Here is a 2,697-nt window from a genome sequence, read left to right as displayed (position 1 = left end):
CGCTGATCGTGCTCGGCGACATGCCCGAGGTGTTGGCCGCCGACCTCGATCGCCTGATCGAAGCATTCGAGCGCGCCGATGGCCGCGCCGTTGTCCGCGCCACCCATGACGGCAAGCGCGGCAACCCGGTTATCTTGCCGCGGTCGCTGTTCCCAGCCGTCGCCCATCTCGAAGGCGACACGGGTGCCCGGCACCTGGTTGAATCCGAAGGCGTGGATGTCATTGATGTGGAGATCGGCGTCGGTGCCGGCGTCGATGTTGATACGCCCGACGCGCTTGAGACGGCTGGCGGCGTGTTGCAGGATTGACCAATGTGATGTTTCTCAAGCCTTTCTCGAAGTCTCGTTCCTTCACGCCCCCCTCTGTCCTGCCGGACATCTCCCCCACAAGGGGGGAGATCACGCCGGCACCGCGACTTTCGCCAATCGTCTACGTTGCAAAAAAGGCGAGGCGCCGAAGCTGCCAATCTCCCCACCTGAGGGGGAGATGGCCGGCAGGCCAGAGGGGGGCGCCGTGGAGCGCATGGCTGCCAGCCAGCCTCCGTCTTCTGGTCTTACCGCTCGTCCTGGCCACACTTGCCTCGTCTGCCCATGCGCAAAGCCTAGCGCCCTACAAGGACGAACTCTTCGCCTATCCGGCCATCCTGTCATCCGAGGGCAAGACCTACCGGCTCGTCGATTACAGCGAGTTGCGTGACATCAACGAACGCGACCAGATCCCCGAACGGCGGGCCAAGAGCAAATATGTCGATACCGGCGTGCGCTGGGTGCAGCGGGACCTGATGCTCAGGACCGATGCCGGCAACATCAAGCATGTTGCAGTCGGCAAGACCGAGGGCGCGTCGGTCATCGTGCTTTACCTTCACGGGCAGGGTGGCAGCCGCAAGCAGGGCGTCGACGACTTCACTTTCGGCGGCAATTTCAACCGCATCAAGAACTTGATGGTGGCCAATGGCGGGCTTTATCTATCGCCCGATTTTTCCGACTTCGGCGACAAGGGCGTGGCTGAGATAGCGGCCCTCATCGATCATTACGCCGCCCGATCGCCCGGCGCCAAGGTGGTGGTTGCTTGCGGTTCGATGGGCGGGGCGCTGTGCTGGGGTCTTGCCCATGATGCCAAGGCGGCCAAGCAACTGGGCGGGCTGATGTTGCTTGGCTCGTTGTGGGATGAGGGGTTCCTGACCTCGCCGGCGTTTGCTGCCAAAGTGCCGGTGTTCTTCGGCCAGGGCAGCAAGGATCCGGTCTTCCCAATCGACAAGCTGGAGGCGTTTTTCCGCTCGATCCTCGCCAAGAAACCCAGCTATCCCGCGCGCTTCGTGCGATTCGAAACCGGCACGCACGGCACGCCGATTCGCATGACCGACTGGCGCGACACGCTCAACTGGATGCTGGCCGCGAAGTGAGATTTACGGCCCGGTGTTATAGTCGAGCACGCTCTGGGGATTGATCTCGCCGTCATAGGACGCATCGACGTCGTATTGGATCAGCGCAAACGCCCCGTCGCGGAAAATCCAGGTGCCGTCGGACGAGGCGTCGCCAACGCCGCGCCATTTGTTGTGCGACAGGATCGTCAGGGTCTTTTCGTCGAAGGACGAGTTGACCAGCGCGTTTTCGGAGCGGTAGCCAATGACGTCGACGCTTTCGAGCTTGCCTTCGGAATTGTCGTTCTCGTAGCGGATGTCGAGCTCGGGCGTAGCGAAATGCTGCTCGTTGAGGCCGTCGGCTTCGTTCCAGAGGTAATAGATATGGGTCTCGTTGTAGGCGCCCATCTGGCAGAAGAAACGAAACAGCCGGGCTTCGCTGGGTGCTGCGTCGGCGGCGTCGGTCTTGTTATGATAGGAAATCCTGTAGCTTAGCGCGACATCATCACCTTCTTTGGCAACGTCGCATTGGGCCTGATGGCTGGCCGCGAATGTCTTCCTGGCAAGATCGAAAACCGCATCGGTTTCGACTGGCGGAGCGTCACCGCATTGCTTGGGCAATGCGTCGGTGAGCGTGCCATCGGCTGGATTGAGCGTGCCCTTGTCGAGCTGGATCGGTTTGAACGGCGGCGCCTGGATCGAGCCGTTGACCTGTCGCGCGGTGTAGCAGCCGGCGAAGATCTTTTCGGTGCCGTCCTTGTCGACGGCGCGAATGGCGACGGGGATGTTGTAGAAAATGCTGCCGGCGGCACCTTCGGAACTGACAGCACCGGTTTCGACCTCGACGCGCTCGGTTGCCTCGTAGCCCTTGGCGAAGGCCTCAAAATCCTTGGCGGGCTTGGTCTCGCCGAAATAATCCCAGGCGCGGGCATATTCCTGCCGGCTCACCGCATTGTAGAGCGAGCGCACCACGGCCGCCGCGTCGGACCGATCATCGAGATAGGGCGTTTCGGCCGCCACCGCCTGAAGGCAAGACAGGCCCGAAAACACGAGCACTGAAGCTGCGGTGGTAAAAAACGTCCCCATTGCGAATCTCCTGCCTGCCGCAATCATGCATCAGCGATTGCGGCAGCGCGGTGACGCGCAAACATTTAGGCCTGGCGGGTCGACATCTCGCGGGCGATGCGGGGGAAATCGGCCGGCTTGATGCCGATATCGGCGCGGTCGGCGCTGTCCATCGCATTCAGCAAAGCGAGCGCGGCCCGATAGCGGGCTTGCTCCTTGGGGCGAGGGCGGGCGAACAATTCAGTGTAGAAACCCATGACTCAGGCTCCGGT

The 2,697-nt window shown here is 62.0% G+C and carries 4 protein-coding genes; 2 read left to right on the top strand and 2 right to left on the bottom strand.

Features of this window, described 5'->3' with window-relative positions; genetic code table 11:
* Together AC1DWF_RS31450 and AC1DWF_RS31445 are read left to right on the top strand one after the other, a co-directional pair.
* Nucleotides 1-308, top strand: a 308-nt coding sequence (locus AC1DWF_RS31450; RefSeq protein WP_476842508.1) for a nucleotidyltransferase family protein, incomplete at its 5' end; no start/stop codon positions are given.
* Between the two features lie 218 nt (nt 309-526).
* A complete protein-coding gene (locus tag AC1DWF_RS31445) occupies nt 527-1,402 on the top strand; it encodes an alpha/beta hydrolase family protein (protein ID WP_476785710.1) in 876 nt (291 codons plus the stop codon).
* Between the two features lie 3 nt (nt 1,403-1,405).
* Here AC1DWF_RS31445 and AC1DWF_RS31440 read toward each other — a convergent pair whose 3' ends face one another.
* Nucleotides 1,406-2,446, bottom strand: coding sequence for a DUF1176 domain-containing protein (locus AC1DWF_RS31440; RefSeq protein ID WP_476788091.1), 1,041 nt, complete (start codon nt 2,444-2,446; stop codon nt 1,406-1,408).
* Between the two features lie 65 nt (nt 2,447-2,511).
* Complete coding sequence (locus AC1DWF_RS31435) at nt 2,512-2,682, bottom strand: hypothetical protein (protein ID WP_476785164.1); 171 nt, start codon at nt 2,680-2,682, stop codon at nt 2,512-2,514.
* Nucleotides 2,683-2,697: the final 15 nt, after the last annotated feature.

It is taken from the genome of Aminobacter sp. P4_D5 (genome assembly GCF_056401815.1).
The sequence above is the reverse complement of the archived record's forward strand: the minus strand, read 5'-3'. Positions and strand labels throughout refer to the sequence as shown.